This is a genomic window from Caulobacter sp. LjRoot300, from assembly GCF_964253875.1.
Classification (GTDB): Bacteria; Pseudomonadota; Alphaproteobacteria; order Caulobacterales; family Caulobacteraceae; genus Caulobacter.
Window position 1 is genome coordinate 256,969 of sequence record NZ_CAXUSA020000003.1, and the last position, 16,805, is coordinate 273,773.

12 protein-coding genes are annotated in these 16,805 nt (G+C 68.9%); 5 read left to right on the top strand and 7 right to left on the bottom strand.

Translation table 11 applies throughout. From position 1 onward, the window contains the following. Window positions 1–34: 34 nt before the first annotated feature. Both ACSQ2G_RS11365 and ACSQ2G_RS11370 read left to right on the top strand, forming a co-directional pair. The gene (locus ACSQ2G_RS11365) at window positions 35–2,353 is read left to right on the top strand and encodes an alpha-N-acetylglucosaminidase (protein WP_436030916.1); all 2,319 of its coding nucleotides are present in this window, start codon (window positions 35–37) and stop codon (window positions 2,351–2,353) included. Further along, window positions 2,350–3,468: an acyltransferase family protein gene (locus ACSQ2G_RS11370; RefSeq protein WP_436030918.1), complete on the top strand. Its 1,119-nt coding sequence runs from the start codon at window positions 2,350–2,352 to the stop codon at window positions 3,466–3,468. Before ACSQ2G_RS11365 ends, ACSQ2G_RS11370 begins: the two co-directional genes overlap by 4 nt. On the opposite strand, the gene ACSQ2G_RS11375 is transcribed toward ACSQ2G_RS11370, so the two are convergent. From ACSQ2G_RS11375 to ACSQ2G_RS11400, 6 genes are all read right to left on the bottom strand, one after another. Next, window positions 3,465–4,649: a kynureninase/PvdN C-terminal domain-containing protein gene (locus ACSQ2G_RS11375; RefSeq protein ID WP_436030920.1), complete on the bottom strand. Its 1,185-nt coding sequence runs from the start codon at window positions 4,647–4,649 to the stop codon at window positions 3,465–3,467. The two genes, ACSQ2G_RS11370 and ACSQ2G_RS11375, sit on opposite strands and share 4 nt — an antisense overlap. Continuing rightward, window positions 4,625–5,416: a tryptophan 2,3-dioxygenase gene (locus ACSQ2G_RS11380; RefSeq protein WP_436030922.1), complete on the bottom strand. Its 792-nt coding sequence runs from the start codon at window positions 5,414–5,416 to the stop codon at window positions 4,625–4,627. The genes ACSQ2G_RS11375 and ACSQ2G_RS11380 overlap by 25 nt, the downstream gene beginning before the upstream one ends. Window positions 5,417–5,614: 198 nt before the next feature. Then, entirely contained in the window at window positions 5,615–5,968 is a 354-nt protein-coding gene (locus ACSQ2G_RS11385; RefSeq protein WP_436030924.1) for a PilZ domain-containing protein, read from the bottom strand. 147 nt (window positions 5,969–6,115) lie between these two features. Continuing rightward, window positions 6,116–7,393 carry an MFS transporter gene (locus tag ACSQ2G_RS11390; RefSeq protein WP_404979868.1) on the bottom strand — a complete coding sequence of 426 codons (1,278 nt, stop codon included), beginning with the start codon at window positions 7,391–7,393 and terminating at the stop codon, window positions 6,116–6,118. Window positions 7,394–7,409: 16 nt separating this feature from the next. After that, window positions 7,410–8,492: a LacI family DNA-binding transcriptional regulator gene (locus ACSQ2G_RS11395; RefSeq protein WP_436030926.1), complete on the bottom strand. Its 1,083-nt coding sequence runs from the start codon at window positions 8,490–8,492 to the stop codon at window positions 7,410–7,412. Window positions 8,493–8,651: 159 nt separating this feature from the next. Further along, window positions 8,652–9,056, bottom strand: coding sequence for a response regulator transcription factor (locus tag ACSQ2G_RS11400; protein ID WP_436030928.1), 405 nt, complete (start codon window positions 9,054–9,056; stop codon window positions 8,652–8,654). A 262-nt stretch (window positions 9,057–9,318) separates the two neighbouring features. Between ACSQ2G_RS11400 and ACSQ2G_RS11405 the strand changes: the two genes are divergently transcribed. Next, window positions 9,319–9,996, top strand: coding sequence for a FadR/GntR family transcriptional regulator (locus ACSQ2G_RS11405; protein ID WP_310079336.1), 678 nt, complete (start codon window positions 9,319–9,321; stop codon window positions 9,994–9,996). Here the strand turns inward: ACSQ2G_RS11405 and ACSQ2G_RS11410 are convergent. Then, entirely contained in the window at window positions 9,985–10,560 is a 576-nt protein-coding gene (locus tag ACSQ2G_RS11410; protein WP_436030930.1) for a gluconokinase, read from the bottom strand. The two genes, ACSQ2G_RS11405 and ACSQ2G_RS11410, sit on opposite strands and share 12 nt — an antisense overlap. Window positions 10,561–10,729: 169 nt before the next feature. On the opposite strand from ACSQ2G_RS11410, the gene ACSQ2G_RS11415 reads away from it, so the two are divergent. Together ACSQ2G_RS11415 and ACSQ2G_RS11420 are read left to right on the top strand one after the other, a co-directional pair. Further along, a complete protein-coding gene (locus ACSQ2G_RS11415) occupies window positions 10,730–13,735 on the top strand; it encodes a glycosyl hydrolase family 28-related protein (RefSeq protein ID WP_436030931.1) in 3,006 nt (1,001 codons plus the stop codon). A gap of 28 nt (window positions 13,736–13,763) precedes the next feature. Then, a complete protein-coding gene (locus ACSQ2G_RS11420) occupies window positions 13,764–16,802 on the top strand; it encodes a glycosyl hydrolase family 28-related protein (RefSeq protein WP_436030932.1) in 3,039 nt (1,012 codons plus the stop codon). Window positions 16,803–16,805 lie beyond the last annotated feature (3 nt).

Genomic DNA, 16,805 nt, shown 5'->3' on the forward strand with positions numbered 1-16,805 from the left:
GGCCCCAGCGTCCGTTTCTGGTTCAAGGGTGATCATGTCCGCGTTTCTGTCCCGCCGCGAGGCCCTGTTCCAATCGGCCAGTCTCGGCCTGCTGGCCGCCGCTTCGCCGGCCCTGGCCGCCCGGACCGGCGTCGACGCCGCCTCGGCGCGCGGCGTGGTGACGCGGCTGTTCGGCAAAGGCGCGGAGGCTCTCGCGCTGCGCCTGGAGCCCTCGACCGGGTCGCACCCCTGGTACGCGGTGGATAGCCGGGGCGGGAAGGTCTCGGTGCGGGGCGACACGCCCGTGGCCCTGGCTCGCGGCGCCTACGCCTGGCTGCGTCAGACCGGGGCGGCCCACATCAGCTGGGAAGGCGACCGCGTCGCCTGGCCGGCCCACGCCGCCGACTTCGCCAGCGGCAAGGTCGAGAGCCCCTTCGGCCATCGCGCCTATCTCAACACCTGTACCTATGGCTACACGACGCCCTGGTGGGGCTGGGCGCGGTGGACGCGCGAGATCGACTGGATGGCGGCGCACGGCGTCGACATGCCGCTGGCCATGGAGGGCCAGGAACATGCCTGGCGGGCGCTGTGGCGGGAGTTTGGCCTGAGCGAGGCGGAACTGGCCGACTACTTCTCCGGGCCCGCCTTCACCCCCTGGCAGCGCATGGGCAATATCGAGGGCTATCGCGCGCCCTTGCCGTCGGCCTGGATCGACAAGAAGAAGGACCTGCAGGTCCAGATTCTGGAGCGGATGCGGTCGCTGGGCATGACGCCGATCCTGCCGGCCTTCGGCGGCTACGTGCCCAAGGCCTTCGCCCAGAAGCATCCTGAGGCCAAGATCTACCGGATGCGGCCGTGGGAGGGCTTCCACGAGACCTACTGGCTGGATCCCGCCGACCCGCTGTTCGCCCGGATCGCCAGCCGGTTCCTGGCCCTCTACACCCAGACCTACGGGGCCGGGACCTACTACCTGGCCGACTCGTTCAACGAGATGCTGCCGCCGATCAACCCCGACGGCGCGGACGCCCGTGACGCGACTTATGGCGACGGCACGGCGAACGCGGCGGCAGCCAAGATCAAGGTCGAGATCGACCCGGCCCTGAAGGCCCAGCGCTTGGCCGCCTACGGCAAGGCGATCTACGACTCCATCCGCCAGGCCCGCCCGGACGCGGTCTGGGTGATGCAGGGCTGGCTATTCGGCGCGGACCAGCATTTCTGGGACCCGGCCGCCATCGCTGCCTATCTGAGCCTCGTGCCCGACGACAAGCTGATGGTCCTGGACATCGGCAACGACCGCTATCCGGACGTCTGGAAAAACGCCAAGGCCTTCGGCGGCAAGCCCTGGATCTACGGCTACGTCCACAACTACGGTGGCAGCAACCCGGTCTATGGCGACCTGGACTATTACCGCCGCGACCTGACGGCGATCGCCAGCAACCCGAACACAGGCAAGCTGGCGGGCTTCGGGATGTTCCCCGAGGGGCTGCACAGCAATTCGATCGTCTACGAGGCGGCCTACGACCTGGCCTGGGGGGCGGGGCAGGGGTCCTTGTCGGCTTGGCTGTCGACCTATGCCCGCTCGCGCTACGGCCACACCGCGCCGCAGCTTGACGCGGCCCTGGGCCAACTGGTCCAGGCCGCCTACACCACCCGCTACTGGTCGCCGCGCTGGTGGAAGAGCAAGGCGGGCGCCTATCTGTTCTTCAAGCGGCCGACGGCGACGATCGGCGAGTTCCCGGGCCACCCCGGCGATCGCGCCCAACTGGACGCGGCCGTCCGCGCCCTGACCGCCCAGGCCGGCGCCTTCGCCGACCAGCCGCTGTTCGTGCTGGACCTGGTCGACGCGGTCCGCCACCTGGCCAGCCTGGAGATCGACAGCCAGCTTCAGGCCGCCGTCGCCGCCTATCGCGCTGGCGACATCTCCGCTGGCGATCGGGCGCGCCGACAGATCGGGACGCTGGCCCTGGCGATCGACGCGCTGCTGGGCGTCCAGCCCGAGACCCTGGCCACCTGGATCGACGACGCCAGGGCCTATGGCGACACCTCGGCGGACGCCGCGGCCTATGTCGCCAACGCCAAGGCCCAGGTCACCGTCTGGGGCGGCGAGGGCAACCTCAACGACTATGCCTCCAAGGCCTGGCAGGGGCTTTATCGCGACTTCTACCTGCCGCGCTGGTCGCGGTTCCTGGACGCCCTGAAGGCGGCGGGAACGGGGCCGTTCGACGAGGCGGCCGTCACTCGCGACGGCGTGGCCTGGGAGCGCGCCTGGGTCGCCGCCGACGTCGCCTATCATCGCCAGCGGCCCGCCGATCCTGTCGGCGAGGTCAAGGCCCTGATCGCCCATCTGGACCAAGCTCGGAAGACCAACGCATGACCAAGCCCGCCGCGCGTTTCCTGTCTCTGGACGTCTTCCGGGGCCTGACGGTCTGCCTGATGATCGTCGTCAACACCGCCGGTCCCGGGGCCGACGCCTACACCCAGCTGGTCCACGCCCCCTGGTTCGGATTCACGGCGGCCGACGCGGTGTTTCCTTCGTTCCTGTTCGCGGTCGGCTGCTCGATGGCCTTCGCCTTCTCGCGGCCGGTCCCGACGGGCCAGTTCATGGCCAAGGTGCTGCGGCGCACCGCCCTGATCTTCCTGCTGGGCTTCCTGATGTACTGGTTCCCATTCGTCCACAAGGTCGACGGGCACTGGGCGCTGATCCCGTTCGCCGGCACACGGGTCATGGGCGTGCTGCAGCGGATCGCGCTCTGCTACCTGCTGGCCGCCTTGGCCGTGCGCTGGCTGTCGCCGCGGCTGATCGTCGTCCTGTCGATCGGCCTGCTGCTCGGCTACTGGGCGATCCTGCTGGCCTTCGGCGACCCGGCCGCGCCGCTGTCGAAGCTGGGCAACGCCGGCACGCACCTGGACCTCTGGCTGATCGGCCAGAACCACCTCTACCGCAAGGACGGGGGCTTTGATCCCGAAGGCCTGCTGGGAACCCTGCCCGCGACGGTCAACGTGCTTGCCGGCTATCTGGCCGCGCGGTTCCTGAAGGACACGCCCGCCGCCCATCGCGCCACGATCCGCATGGCCCTGGCCGGGGCGGTCCTGATCGCCGGCGGCCTGGCCTGGGGTCTGGCCTTCCCGATCGCCAAGAAGCTGTGGACCGGCAGCTTCGTCCTGCTGACCGTCGGCATCGACCTGGTGCTGCTGGCCGCCCTGACCGCCGTGCTGGAGGGGCGGGCGCCGAACGCGGCGACGCGGTTCTTCCAGGTGTTCGGTCTCAATCCGCTGGTGATCTACCTGTTCTCGGAGCTGTTCATCGTTTCGCTGAACATGATCGAGGTCGCGCCGGGCGTGGGGCCATACGAGTGGGTCGGGATCCATGTGTTCCAGGCGATGACGCCGGGCGCGCTGGGCTCGTTGCTGTGCGCGATCGCCTACATGCTGGTCTGTTGGCTGCTGGGCTACGTCATGGATCGCCGCGGGATCGTCGTGAAGCTTTAGGCCAGCGCCCCGCAGGCGGCGCAGAACGCCTCAAGATCCCCCTCGTCGTGATAGATCGAAAGGCCGATCCGCAACACGTCGTCGCGCACGTCGACGACGACGCCCAACGCGGCCAGCGCCTGTTTCCAGGCCTGGGCTGATGGATGGCGCAGGGCCAGGAAGCGGGCTTGCGGAGCCTCGCTCGGGGGATTCAGCACGGTGGCGTCTTTCAAAGGCCCCGCCGCGCCGGCGGCGACCCGGTCAAGCAGGGTCCGCTGCAGGCCGCGCGCGTGAGCGGCGATCGCCGAGGTGGTGAGACCTTCGGCCTCCAGCATCCGTCCGGCCGCCACGAAGCGATAGAGACCCGACGGGTCGAAGGTCGCGCCCATGAAGCGGCTGGCGTCGCGAGCGTAGCCCACCCCGCCGGGCGGACCTTCCAGGTCGCCAAACTCGGCGTACCAGCCGGTCAGGACGGGCCGCGGGCCAAAGCCCGGCGGTGCGTGCAGGAACGCCGCCCCTTCCCCGGCCATGGCGTACTTATAGCCGCCGGCGATGTAGAACAACCGGTCGGCCACCGCCGCCAGGTCGGTCGGGACCGCCCGGAAACCGTGATAGCCGTCGACCACCACCCACGGCCCTTGCGGTCGCGCGAGCTCGGCCAGTTCCCAGACGCGGTCGAAGACCAGGCCGCTCTTGAAGAAGACGTGGCTGACGAAGATCAGGTCGAAATCGCCGCCGCGCGCGGCCGCCAGGAACCGCTCGGCGAAGTCCGGGCCGTCGCTCTCGACCAGGGTCAGCGTGATCTCGCCGGCCTCGACCCAACGCCGGGCCTGGCGGCGGAAGGAGTGGAACTCGCCGTCGGTCGACAGCACCCGGACGGGCCGGCGGTCGATCGCCGAGGTCAGCACCGCCAGCAGGGTGTGGGTGTTGGGCGCGAAGACCACGCTGTCGGGCGAGGGCAGGGCCAGTTCGCGGGCGACCAGCGCCTGGGCGGCCGGATAGACGTGGCCCATCGCCTTGTCCCACTTGTGGTCGGCCAGGACGGCGGCGTCCTCCCAGGCCTGCACCTGGGCGGCCAGGGTGGCGTCGGGCCACAGATGGTGGCTGTGGGCGGCCATGTGCAGCCGCCCCGGCGCGGCGGCCAGCGCCCGCGAGAACAGGTCCTTGCGCGCGCCGCTCACAGCCTGGTTCTCAGCGACCATAGCTCGGGGAAGGCGCGCCGGCGCAGGGTCGAGGCCAGGTAGCTGACGCCATCGGTGCCGCCGGTGCCCGGCCGGCCGCCGATGATCCGCTCGACGGTCAGCACGTGCTTGTGACGCCAGGTGATCAGGGCGTCGTCCAGGTCGACCAGCTTTTCGGCCAGCTGGTACAGCTCCCAATAGCGCTGGGTGTCGCGATAGACCTCCAGCCAGGCCGCCTCCACCTCGGGCGAGGGCGCGTAGGTCTGGGCGAAGTCGCGGTTCAGCACCGTGTCCGGCACGGCCAGCCCCGCCTTGGGCAGTTGGGCGATGGCGACGTCGTAGAGGCTGGGCGCCTCCAGGGCCGCCTGCAGTTGCGCCAGGGCGTCCGAACCCTCGGCGTGGAACTTCAGGAAGCTCTGGTCCTTCAGGCCCAGCAGGTATTCCAGGGTGCGGAACTGGTGCGACTGGAAGCCCGAGCTGGAGCCCAGATCGCCTCGGAAGCTCAGATAGTCGGCCGGCGTCATCGTCGCCAGCACGTCCCACGACAGGGTCATCACGGTCTGGATGCGCGACACCCGGGCCAAGGCCTTGTAGGCCGGCTCGACGTCGCCCTCCGCGATCAGCCGCCTGGCCAGGAGCACCTCGTGGATGATCTCCTTGAGCCACAGCTCCTTGGTCTGGTGGATGACGATGAACAGCATCTCGTCGTGGCGGTCGCTCAGCGGCTGCTGGGCCGCCAGCAACAGGTCCAAAGCGAGGTAGCGCGCGTAGGTCATGTCCTGGGTCATGCGCCGACCCTAGGCCGTTCCCGGCGGCAGGTTTGCCCTCGTTTGCGCGGCGATCACCGCCGAGCGCGAAACGATGTTCCTGGGCGTCGGCGTGGGGTGAAATGAATATCCGTCCTGAACGATGTGGACCGCCGTCCGTAACCCTTCCCAGGATCCATCCATGTGTCGCCGTTTGAGCCGCGTTCGGCGAGCCTGGTCCTACGAGGCTCGGCGGCAAGAATGCTGGCCGGTGTTCCAGCCCCGCGCGCCGACGGAGGTCATGACGCGATAGCGGACGCCTTCCTCCAGGAGGCGGACACCGATCTCGATCGCGCTTCTCCAGACCAGGGCGGCGCGGCGGCTGAGGCCCGTCTCCGGATCGACCAATATGACGAAGGAAGGAAGCTCCGCGTCTCGGCCGATCAAGATCCGCGCGCCGCCGTCGGAGACATCGACGAGGCGGCACCTGCGCGCGACGGCGCCGTCGCCGACGTAGATCGGGCTATGGTCGCTGTGACGGGGGTGACAGCGGCGGTCCGCGCCGTCCAGGTCGGAGTTGACGATCGAGATCATGACTCGAACGCTAGGCGCTGATCGTTAACCTAAATTAGCGTCGAAGTTGCGGCGTGTTGTCCCACTCGCCCGAACGGCGGCGTCTGGGAGCACGGTTCATCCGCGATCACCCAACATTTCCAGGGCCGGCGATCGGAGACGCTCGTACTAGGAGACACCCCCACGCCGCGTCCGGTCCAGGCGGCCCATGGCGTAGAAGACCAGGATGCTGGTCACCACCAGCACGGCCGCCAGGGCCAGCATGGGCGCCAGATCGCTGCCCGTAGCGTCGCGCACCATCGGCACCAGGTTCTGAGCGATGAAGCCGCCGAGATTGCCGATCGCATTGATCGCCGCGATGCCGGCAGCGGCCCGTGGGCCGCTGAGGAAGCTCGGCGGCAGGCTCCAGAACACCGGCTGGGCCGAGAAGATGGCCGGGGCCGCGACGCACAGCATGGCGAACTTCAGCGCCGCGCCGGGCAGGATCACGCTCAGGGTCAGGGCGACGGCGGCCACCAGGGTGGGTCCGGCGATGTGCCAGGCGCTGGCGCCATGGCGCGCGGCGTGGCGCGGCACCAGCCACAGGGCCACGGCGACCAGCATCCACGGGATCACGTTGACCAGGCCGTTGACGGTGTTGGACACGCCGAATGACTTGACGATGGTCGGCAGCCAGTAGCTGAGACCGTAGGCGCCCAGGGGCATGCCGATATAGAGGCCCGCCAGCAGCAGGACTCGAGGATCGAAGATCGCCTTCCAGGCGCCGCGATGATCAACGGAGGCGCCGCCGCGCTCGTGATCCAGCACCTTGGTGATCCACGCCTTGCCCGCCTCGGGCAGCCATTTGGCCTGGGCCGGGCCGTCGGGCAGCTTCCACAGCACGTAGGGCGCCAGCAGGACGGCGGGAACGCCGGTGGCCAGGAACACCCACTGCCAGCCGGCCAGGCCCAGCACCTGGTCCAGGTCCAGCAGCATTCCGCCCACCGCCGAGCCCACGGCGTTGGCCACGGCGCTGGCGACCATGAACAATCCCACCATCCGCGCGCGATGCGCCTGCGGATACCAGAGGGTCAGCACATAGAGCACGCCGGGGAAGAACCCCGCCTCGGTGACCCCCAGCAGGAACCGCAGCCCGTAGAACATCGCCGCGTTCTGGGTGAAGCCCAGGGCCAGGGTCACAAGGCCCCAGGTGAACATGATCCGCGCGAACCAGACCCGCGCGCCCACCCGGGCCAGGATCAGGTTCGACGGCGCCTCGAACAGGAAGTAGCCGATGAAGAACAGCGACGCGCCCAGGCCGTAGGCGGCTTCGCTCAGGCCCAGGGCCTTCACCATCTCCAGCTTGGCGTAGGAGACGTTCTGCCGGTCGATATAGGCGATCAGGTACATCAGGCAGAACAGCGGCATCAGCCGCGCGGTGATCCGGCCGACGGTCGCCTTTTCCATTTGGGCTTCGGCGAGTTCAGACATGAAGGCGTGCTCCGTCGGTCCTGGCGTCCGGCGCCGCGTCGATGCGGCGTGGCGGCGCGGTGGAGTTCCGCTGGATCAGGACATGGTCCAGCACATGGTCGGCCGTAACCCCGCCGTCGGGCTGGGGTGAGCGCAGGGCGCGGATCAGCCGGTCCAGCGCCACAGCCGCCATCTGCCGCACAGGCTGGCGGACAGTGGTCAGAGGCGGCCAAAGGGTCGTGGCCACGGTCGCGTCGTCAAAGCCGACCACGGTCAGGTCGCGCGGCACGTCCAGATGTCGGCGATGGGCCACCGACACCGCCGCGGCGGCCATGTCGTCGTTGCTGGCGAAGATCGCGGTGAGCGTCGGATCGCGGTCCAACAGTTCCTCGGTCGCCGTCAGGCCCGAAGAGTAGGTGAAGGCGCCTTGGGCCAGGACCAGTTCCGCGCCCTCTACAGCGGCGACCGCGGCGCGGGCGCCCTCCAGGCGCTCGGCGCTGGCGGTCTGGTCGGGGTTGCCGACAATGAAGCCGATCCGACGGTGGCCCAGGTCGAGCAGATGCCGGGTCATCGTCCAGCTGGCCTGGCGGTCGTCGATGCGGACGCTGATCGCGTCGGCGGGCGGCCTGCCGGAGGCGACCACGGCGACGGGCAGGTTGGCGGCGCGAAGGATGTCGCGGACGACGGCGGATTCGCCCAGCGGCGGGGCCAGGACCACGCCCTGGACGCCGGTGGCCAGCAGCTTCTCCAGATCCCGCGGCGCGGGCGGGTGGCCGCTTTCGCCCCGCACCAGGATCAGCCGCGCCCCGGCGTTGGTGGCCTCCTCGAACACGCCGACCAGGAAGTCGCTCATGAAGGCGGCGCTGGGATTGGAATAGACCACCCCGATCCGCAGTTCGCCGGCGGTGACCAGGCTGCGGGCCGCCAGGTTGGGCTGGTAGCTCAGCTCCCGGATCGCGTCCTGCACGGCCTTGCGCGTCGTCTCCCGGACGCTGGCTCCGTCGTTGATGACCCGCGACACGGTCATGCGCGAGACGCCCGCCCGTTGCGCGACATCGACGATGGTGGCGCCGCGAGGGCGATCTGGCCTGTTCAATGGGTAACCTTCCCGACGTCCGCCGGCGGTGCGGGTCCATAGGGGCGCGGCGCATCCGCCGACGCAAGCGGCGGGCGAGGCGAGGTCCTGGCTTGGAAAGCCAGCCCTGCGGCCCCGCGGGTCACGCGTCAGCGAATACGGATGCGCGTTGTCGATCTGCTAGGCTTCCGCCCGCGATCTGAAGCTCATCATCTGGGCCGCGATCGCGGCCTGCGTGCGGTTGTGGACGTTGAGCTTGCGCATCACGGCGGTCATGTGCGCCTTGACCGTGGCTTCGGCGATCCCGAGGTCGAAGGCGATCTGCTTGTTGAGCCGCCCGGAATTGACCCCCTCGAGGACCTTCATCTGGGTCGGCGTGAGCTCGCAAAAGCCGATCTTCTGGTCTTCGTCGGCGTCGCGCTGCTTCATTGCGGTCATGTTTACCCCTGCCATTTTCCTCTCCTGACCAGCCGTCTTGCCGCGGCTGGGCTCCGCCTTGGTCGATGCGCCGATCTTTCGCCGGCGGCGGTTCGTGTTCAGCGAACTTAGCGATATTAGTTGGACAGATTCAAGTGCGTTGGTCAATGTTAGCGTGCACAAATGATTTTTGACGGATTGTTTGGCAAAGCTGTCATACAGATTTGGGGGTGAGCCGATGGGAGAACCTGGGCAGATCTGGACCGCGGCGCTGTCCGCGCGGCGCCTGAGAAGGCTTCCGGAAGTCGAAATCCCGCCTTTGGCGATCCTGATGGAACGGCGGCTTTCGGCGCCGGACTGGTCGGCCGCCGCTTTTTGTGGAACGTGAAAGCGTGACCGCGCCGCGGCGGTCGTGTTGGGGATCTGTTGGATGAGCCAAGGCCGCCTGGCTGACCGGGCCTACACCGCCATCGTCGAGATGATCAACACCGACGGCCTGGCGGTCGGCGATCGCCTGCCGTCGGAGTCGCGCCTGGCCGAGACGCTGGGCATGTCGCGCACCATCGTGCGCGAAGCCCTGGTGCGCCTGGCCGCTGACAGCATCACCGAGGCTCGCCGCGGGGCCGGCTCGTTCGTCAAGAATCGCCCGTCGGCCAAGCTGGGCGCCTACATGCCGCTGTCCGAGCTGCCCTCGACCCTGGGCAGCTACGAGGTGCGCTTCGTGCTCGAGGCCGAGGCGGCGCGATTGGCGGCGGCCCGGCGTTCGGCCGAGGAGATGGCCGGCATCGAGGACGCGCTCTCGAAACTGCGCGAGGCCCTGCTGTCGAACGCCCCGGCCCATGCCGAGGACATGGAGTTGCACCGCCGCATCGTGCAGGCCACCGCCAACCCCGCCTTCCTGGTCACCTTCGAGGCGCTGCAGCCCGACGTCGACCGGATCATGCGGGCAGGGGTCGACATCTCGCGATCACGACCGCCGGAAGCGATCGCCGAAATGATGCGCGAGCACGAGATGATCGTCGAGGCGATCCGCGCACAGGACGGCGACAGCGCCGCCCTGGCGATGCGCTGGCACCTCTCGCGGGGTCGAAAGCGGCTAATGCCCTGAGGCGCGCGCCGCTCCGCCGATCTGGCGGGCGTCCGCCTCCAGCCAGACCTGGGCCAGGTCGCACAGCCGCTCGGGCGGCGCGGCGGCGTCCACGGTGAGGACCGCCTCGTCGGCGCCAGGGCGCTCGAGGGTGGCCAACTGGCTGTCCAGCAGGGTGGCGGGCATGTAGTGGCCGGAGCGTAGGGTGAGCCGTCGCAGGAGCTCGTCGTGGCCGGCGTCCAGCAGCACGAAACGGGTCGGGGCCGCGATGGCGCGGCGCAGACGCTCGCGATAGTCGCGCTTCAGCGCCGAACAGGCCGCCACGACCCGTCCACCCGAGGCGACCGCTTCGCCGACGGCCAGGCCCAGCCGGTCCAGCCAGGGCCAGCGGTCGCCGTCGTCGAGGGGCTGGCCGGCGCTCATCTTGGCGACCGCCTGGGCGTCGTGGAAGTCGTCGCCTTCCAGGAACAGGCAGTCCAGCCTCTGCGCCAGCAGGGCGCCCAGCGTCGACTTTCCGCTCCCGCTCACGCCCATGGCGATGATGGCGAGTCCGGCGGGCGGAGCAGGGCGGGGTGGCGACGGCAAGCGGCTTCCTTGAAGGCCGGCCGAGCCTGGCGAATGACCAACCAGCCGGCCGCACGATTGAACTGAGGTTCTACCGGGCCGCCCTTGAGGCGTAACTACGACCATGGTCGAGGATGGCGGGCCTGGGGCGGTTTCCTTATCGGTAAGGGATTGCGACGAGGAGAACGGCATGAGAGCGGTCCTTTTGGCGGCGTTTCTGGCGGTCTCGACCCCGGCCCTGGCGTCCACCGGCTCGGTGCTGCTCACCGCGCCCGACGATCCGCTCGCGATCACCGTCAAGGGCGTGGGCGATGGTCGCGCCGACGACACCCAGGCCGTTCAACAAGCCATCGACGCGGCGCGCGACAAGACCGGTCACGGTCTGGTCTTCCTGCCGTCGGGCCGCTATCGCCTGAGCCGCAGCATCCTGGTGCCGCCGGGCGTCCGCATCTTCGGGGTCGGCGCGACCCGGCCGGTGTTCGTTCTGGCCCCCAACACGCCGGGCTTTCAGAAGGGCGTGGGCACGATGATCGTGTTCACGGGCGGCGACCAATACCAGGTCGGCGACATTCCCGTGCCCGTGCCGACCGTGGTTCCACCGACCGACAAGGTGCGCGACGCCAATTCCGGCACCTTCTATTCGGCCATCGGCAATATCGACGTCGAGATCGGCGAGGGCAATCCCGCCGCGGCGGCGGTCCGGTTCCGCATGGCCCAGCACGCCTTCCTCAGCCACATGGACTTCAGCCTGGGCTCGGCCTTCGCCGGGGTCTACCAGGCCGGCAACATCATGGAGGACGTCCACTTCCACGGCGGTCGCTACGGCATCGTCACCGAGAAGACTTCGCCGGCCTGGCAGTTCACCCTGATCGACTCCACCTTCGACGGCCAGCGCGACGCGGCGATCCGCGAGCACGAGGTCGACTTGACCCTGGTCAATGTGGCCATCAGGAACACGCCGGTCGGCATCGAGATCGACCGCGGCTACAGCGACAGCCTGTGGGGCAAGAACGTCCGCTTCGAGAACGTTTCCAAGGCCGGGGTCGTGATCTCCGCCGAAGACAATGTCTTCACCCAGGTTGGTTTCGAGAACGCGGTGGCCGCCAACACGCCGGTGTTCGCCCGCTTCCGCGACAGCGGCAAGACGGTGGCCGGAAAGGGCCGCGCCTACAAGGTGGCCTCGTTCACCTACGGCCTGACGCTGCCGGGCCTGGGCCAGATGGGCGAGTACAAGACCAATGTCGACATGGCCCCGCTGGCGGCCCTGCCGGCGGCTTCGGCGCCGGCCCTGCGCGCCCTGCCGCCGGTCGCCGACTGGACCAGCGTCAAGACGCTGGGCGTGAAGGGCGATGGCCAGGCCGACGACACCGCCGCCCTGCAGAAGGCGATCGACACCCATCGCGTGCTCTATCTGCCGGTCGGCTTCTACAAGGTCACCGACACCCTGAAGCTTCGGCCCGACACCGTGCTGATCGGCCTGCATCCGGCCCTGACCCAACTGGTCATCCCCGACGACAATCCGCGCCATGCGGGCGTCGGAACGGTCGCGCCGGTGCTGGAAACGCCGAAGGGCGGAGACAACGTCCTGTTCGGGCTGGGGATCTTCACCGGACGCGTCAATCCGCGCGCCTCGGCGCTGCTGTGGCGGTCGGGGGCGGGTTCCCAGGTCACCGACGTCAAGATCATGGGCGGCGGCGGCACGCCCACCATGGACGGCAAGTCGCTCGGCGCGGCCCAGGCCCGCAGCGGCGACCCGGTGGCCGATGGTCGCTGGGACGCCCAGTATCCCAGCATCTGGGTGACCGACGGCGGCGGCGGCACGTTCGCCAACGTCTGGAGCCCCAACACCTTCGCCTCGGCGGGCTTCTACATCTCCGACACCAGCACGCCCGGCCACATCTACGAGGTGTCGGTCGAGCACCATGTCCGCAACGAGTTCGTGCTCGACAACGTCCAGAACTGGGAGTTCCTGGCGCCGCAGACCGAGCAGGAGGTCGGCGACGGGCCCGACGCCGTCTCGCTGGAGGTGCGCAACTCGCGCAACATCCTGTTCGCCAACTATCACGGCTATCGCGTGACGCGGTCGTACCATCCGGCCGAGACGGCGGTGAAGCTGTTCAACTCGTCGGACATCCGCTTCCGCAACGTCCACATCAACGCCGAGAGCGGCGTGGCGCTTTGCGACAAGATCGGCTGCGGCACGTATCTGCGGGCCAGCAAGTTCCCGTTCGAGAACGCGATCCAGGACAAGACTCGCAAGCTGGAAGTGCGCGAGCGCGAGTTCGCGGTGCTGGACGTTGCTGGCAAGTCCGAGCCGATTGCTCCGGCTGGTGGCGGGAAGGTCCAGAAGCTGGAAAGCGGCTTCTGGTCGATCTCCGGCGCCGCCGTCGGCGCGGACGGGGCGCTCTACTTCGTGGAGAAGCGGTTCCAGAGGATCTATCGCTGGACCAAGGCCAAGGGCCTGGAGGTGGTGCGCGACCATTCGCTGGACCCGACCAACCTGGCCGTGGACCGTTCGGGCAAGCTGCTGGTGGTGTCTTCGTACGGCCCGCAGGCCAGCGTCTATTCGATCGATCCGGCCGGACCCAAGGACCAGATGACGGTGATCGCGCCGACGCCGTCGGCTCAGCGCCCCGGCGCGAAGACCCTGTTGCCTGTCAACTGGTGGAACAATGGCGAGTTTCGCGACCAGTACGATCCGGCCACCGATCACTTCACCACCCTGGCCGAGATGTTCGCGCGCGACGTGGCCGCGCCCAAGGCGCAGGAATATGTCTCACCCGACGGCAGTCTGTCGCTGCCCGCCTTCCGAGTGTGGCAGCAAGGGCCTCCGGACCATGTCGGCTGGCGCTGGGCCGACAGCCTGCAGGCTCATGGCCTGATCGGGGCCACGGTGGGCGAACGGGTCTTCGTGACCAACGAATCCGAAGGCAAGACCTACAGCGGCCAGGTCGGCCCCGGCGGGACGCTGACCGACCTGAAGGCGTTCGCCAACCGGGGCGGCGAGAGCGTCGCGGTCGATGGCCAAGGACGGGTGTTCGTCGCCAACGGTCAGATCTTCCAGTACGAACCGGACGGCCGGTTGGCGGGTCGCATCGATGTGCCCGAACGACCGCTTCAGCTGATCTTTGGCGGCGAAGACGACAAGACCCTGTTTGTCCTGACCCACCATTCGCTCTACGCGGTGACGCCCTGACCCGCACTCTGAATACGAAAGGCCGACCATGAAGAGCTGGCTCGCCGCGCCCTGCGCGGCCCTGATCGCGCTGCTGGTGGCGGCGGGCGGACCCGCGGCGGCTTCGGTGTCGGCCTTCACGACCGCGCCCGACGATCCGGCGGCGGTCGTGGTCCGGGGCAAGGGCGACGGTCGCGCCGACGACAGCGCGGCCTTGCAGGACGCGATCGACGCGGCCTCGGCCAAGCCGGGCGGCGGTCTCGTCTTCCTGCCCGCCGGTCGCTACCGGATCAGCCGGACGATCTTCCTCTGGCCCGGCGTCCGCGTGTTCGGGGTCGGCGCCACGCGCCCGCGGATCCTGCTGGGCGATGCGACGCCCGGGTTCCAGAAGGGCGTGGCCAATATGGTGATCTTCGCCGGCGCCAAGCCCGATCCGGCGCGCCGCGTGCCGTTCCCGCCGCCGGGCAGCGTGCCGTTCAACAAGGACGTCGCCGACGCCAATTCCGGCGCCTTCTATTCGGCGATGAGCAACATCGATTTCGAGATCGGCAAGGGCAATGCGGCGGCGACGGCGATCCGTTTCCATGCCGCCCAGCACGCCTATCTCAGCCACATGGAGTTCGACATCGGCTCGGGCCTGGCCGGGCTGTACCAGGTGGGCAACGCGGCCCAGGATCTGCATTTCAAGGGCGGGCGCTACGGCATCCTGGCCGAGAAGACCTCGCCGGCCTGGGGTTTCGTGCTGCTGGACTCGACGTTCGAGGGCCAGCGCGAGGCGGCGATCCGCGAGCACGAGGCGGGCCTGACCCTGGTCAATGTGGCCCTGCGCGACACGCCGGTGGGGATCGACATCGACCGAGGCTATGGCGACTGGCTGTGGGGCAAGGACGTCCGCTTCGAGAACGTCTCGAAGGCCGGCGTGGTCATCTCCAACGAGAACAACGTCTATACTCAGGTCGGCTTCGAGAACGCCGTGGCCGCCAACACCCCGGTGTTCGCCCGCTTCCGCGATAGCGGCAGGGCGGAGCCGGGCAGGGGGCGCGCCTATCGGGTCTCGTCGTTCACCCATGGCCTGACGCTGCCGGGCCTGGGCCGGATGGGCGAGTACAAGACCGAGATGAAGGCCGAGGCCGTCACGGCCCTGCCGACGCGCCGCGCCCCGGCGATTCGGGCCCTGCCGCCCACGTCCGACTGGGTGAACGTCCGCGGCCTCGGGGCCAGGGGCGACAACGCCGCCGACGACACCGCCGCCATCCAGAAGGCCATCGACGCCCACCGCGTCGTCTATTTCCCGACGGGTTTCTACCGGGTCACCGACACGCTGAAGCTTCGGCCGGACTCGGTGCTGATCGGGCTGCATCCCAGCCTCACCCAGATCGTTCTGCCGGACGGAACCCCCAGCTACCAGGGCGTCGGCGCGCCCAAGGCGCTGCTCGCCTCGGCGACGGGAGGCGATGCTTTGGTCTCCGGGCTGGGCCTCAACACCGGCGGGATCAATCCCCGCGCCACGGCCCTGCTGTGGACGGCGGGCGCCAATTCCCTGGTCGAGGACGTCAAGTTCCAGGGCGGCCACGGCACCAACCTCGCCGATGGGACGCGGTTCAATCCGTACAACGCCAACGCCACGGCCGACCTGGACCCGGCCAAGCGCTGGGCCGGCCAATACCCCAGCCTCTGGGTCACCAACGGCGGCGGCGGGACGTTCTCCAACCTCTGGAGCCCCAGCACCTACGCCTATTCGGGGATCTACGTGTCCGACACCGACACGCCCGGCCATGTCTACCAGGCCTCGGTCGAGCACCATGTGCGCACCGAGATTAGCCTCAACCGCGTCGCCAACTGGGAGTTCCTGGCGCCGCAGACCGAGGAGGAGGCCGGCGAGGGCGAGGACACGGTGTCGCTGGAGATCCGCGACTCCCACGACATCCTGCTGGCCAACTATCACGCCTATCGCGTCACCCGCACGCGGCGGCCGGCCGCGGCGGCGGTCAAGGTCTACAACTCGCGCGATATCCGCTTCCGCAACGTGGCGGTGAACGGCGAAAGCGGCTTTTCGACCTGTGACGAGAACGGCTGCGCGACCTTCCTGCGCCTGACCAAGTACCCTTACGAGAACGCGATCCACGACGTCACCAGCGGTCTGGAGGCGCGCGAGCGCCAGTTCGCCGTGCTCGACCTGACGGCCGATCAGCCCCCGGTCGCGCCCTCGGTCTTCCCCGCCGGCGCCCGCGTGGAGAAACTGGCCGACGGCTTCTATTCCCTGGGCGGCGGCGCCGTGGACGCGGCGGGGACGCTCTATTTCACCGATCGCCGCCACCAGCGCATCTACAGCTGGTCGGATCAGCGCAAGCTGTCGATCGTGCGCGACAACACGCTGGACCCGGTCAACCTAGCCGTCGACGGCTCGGGCGACCTGCTGGTGCTGTCATCCGACGGTCGCGACGGCACGGTCTACAGCTTCAAGCCGGGCAGCCCCGACACCGAGGTCAAGGTGATCGCCGCGAGCCCGGCCGCCGAGCATCCGGCGGCGGCGACGGTGTTGCCCGTCAACTGGTGGAACAACGGCGAGTTCAAGGACCAGCTCGATCCGGAGACCTACCAGTTCACCACCCTGGCGCAGATGTTCGCCCGCGACATGGCCCTGCCCAAACCCAAGGAATACGTCTCGCCCGACGGCAGCCTGGTCCTGCCGGCCTACCGGGTCTTCCAGCAGGGACCTTCGGATTTCCGGGGACTGCGCTTCTCGGACGCGCTCGACACCTACGGCTTCACCACCGCCAAGCCTGGACAGCGGGTGTTCGTGGCCAACAACTCCGAGAACAGGACCTACAGCGGGCTGGTCGGCCCTCGGGGCGCGATCACCGACCTGAAGCCGTTCGCCGATCGCGGCGGCGAGAGCGTCGCCACGGACGGGGAAGGGCGCGTCTATGTCGCCAATGGCCAGGTGTTCGTCTATGCGCCCGACGGCAAGGAACTGGGCCGCGTGGACATCCCCGAACGCCCGCTGCAACTGGTCTTCGGCGGGCCGGACAAGCGGACCTTGTTCGTCCTGACCCACCACGCGTTGTACGCCGTGCGCGGCCGGTAGACT

Excerpts from the sequence above, each read along its gene's own strand:
- ACSQ2G_RS11385 (WP_436030924.1), bottom strand. The coding sequence starts at position 5,968 with ATGATCTCGATCGTCAACTCCGACCTGGACGGCGCGGACCGCCGCTGT.
- ACSQ2G_RS11375 (WP_436030920.1), bottom strand. The coding sequence starts at position 4,649 with ATGGTCGCTGAGAACCAGGCTGTGAGCGGCGCGCGCAAGGACCTGTTC.
- ACSQ2G_RS11365 (WP_436030916.1), top strand. The coding sequence starts at position 35 with ATGTCCGCGTTTCTGTCCCGCCGCGAGGCCCTGTTCCAATCGGCCAGT.
- ACSQ2G_RS11380 (WP_436030922.1), bottom strand. The coding sequence starts at position 5,416 with ATGACCCAGGACATGACCTACGCGCGCTACCTCGCTTTGGACCTGTTG.
- ACSQ2G_RS11390 (WP_404979868.1), bottom strand. The coding sequence starts at position 7,393 with ATGGAAAAGGCGACCGTCGGCCGGATCACCGCGCGGCTGATGCCGCTG.
- ACSQ2G_RS11420 (WP_436030932.1), top strand. The coding sequence starts at position 13,764 with ATGAAGAGCTGGCTCGCCGCGCCCTGCGCGGCCCTGATCGCGCTGCTG.
- ACSQ2G_RS11415 (WP_436030931.1), top strand. The coding sequence starts at position 10,730 with ATGAGAGCGGTCCTTTTGGCGGCGTTTCTGGCGGTCTCGACCCCGGCC.
- ACSQ2G_RS11370 (WP_436030918.1), top strand. The coding sequence starts at position 2,350 with ATGACCAAGCCCGCCGCGCGTTTCCTGTCTCTGGACGTCTTCCGGGGC.
- ACSQ2G_RS11405 (WP_310079336.1), top strand. The coding sequence starts at position 9,319 with ATGAGCCAAGGCCGCCTGGCTGACCGGGCCTACACCGCCATCGTCGAG.